The sequence below is a fragment of the Vibrio cionasavignyae genome, assembly GCF_050337155.1.
Taxonomy (GTDB): Bacteria; Pseudomonadota; Gammaproteobacteria; order Enterobacterales; family Vibrionaceae; genus Vibrio; species Vibrio nomapromontoriensis.
In genome coordinates, this window is the sequence record NZ_JAKJSR010000065.1 from 1 (window position 1) to 930 (window position 930).

Consider the following 930-nt stretch of genomic DNA (forward strand, 5'->3'; position numbering starts at 1 on the left):
ACGTGGGTGGGTTTCCCCATTCGGAAATCCCAGACTCACAGGTTATTACTACCTAATCTGGGCTTATCGCAAGTTATTACGTCCTTCATCGCCTCTGACTGCCAAGGCATCCACCGTGTACGCTTAGTCACTTAACCATACAACCCCAAAAGGTCTTATGTATGGCAAACAACCAAAGTCGCTATCTCATTATTTGAATGAGCGAGATAGCATTCGATTTTGCCGGACTCAAATATAAACATCACAACCGAAGTTRTGCTGTTTCCAAGAACACTTGAATGTGTGTTGGTACCTACATCCYTTCTCTATAAAAGAGTAAGACATAGGATTTGAGAACTTTTATTTGAAYAAYAATGAAATCACATTRTTRTTCGTCAGCTTTCCAAATTGTTAAAGAGCATGTGTTACTTAAACAGTAACCATTTTTAAATACTTTCAAGAGACTTTCTAYTTAAAGAAAATACTTAAAGATGGTGGAGCTATGCGGGATCGAACCGCAGACCTCCTGCGTGCAAGGCAGGCGCTCTCCCAGCTGAGCTATAGCCCCATCTGTRTCGATATCGTACCGTATCTCCAAAGGAGATAGTGGTGGGTCTGAGTGGACTTGAACCACCGACCTCCCGCTTATCAGGCGAGCGCTCTAACCAGCTGAGCTACAGACCCAATATCGTCTCTTTTACTTTATAAACCTAATCAATCTGTGTGAACACTCATCAAGACAATCTTCGTATAAGGAGGTGATCCAGCCCCAGGTTCCCCTAGGGCTACCTTGTTACGACTTCACCCCAGTCATGAACCACAAAGTGGTGAGCGTCCTCCCGAAGGTTAAACTACCCACTTCTTTTGCAGCCCACTCCCATGGTGTGACGGGCGGTGTGTACAAGGCCCGGGAACGTATTCACCGTGGCATTCTGATCCACGATTACTAGC

General features: G+C 45.1%; 2 tRNA genes and 2 rRNA genes. All 4 read right to left on the reverse strand.

The features are described from left to right. Positions 1–137 (reverse strand): 23S ribosomal RNA (locus L4D74_RS25140); the annotation flags it as partial. 334 nt (positions 138–471) lie between these two features. Further along, positions 472–547: transfer RNA gene (locus L4D74_RS25145), tRNA-Ala, on the reverse strand. A gap of 39 nt (positions 548–586) precedes the next feature. Continuing rightward, positions 587–663, reverse strand: a tRNA-Ile gene (locus tag L4D74_RS25150). Positions 664–730: 67 nt separating this feature from the next. Beyond that, a 16S ribosomal RNA gene (locus tag L4D74_RS25155) occupies positions 731–930 on the reverse strand; the annotation flags it as partial.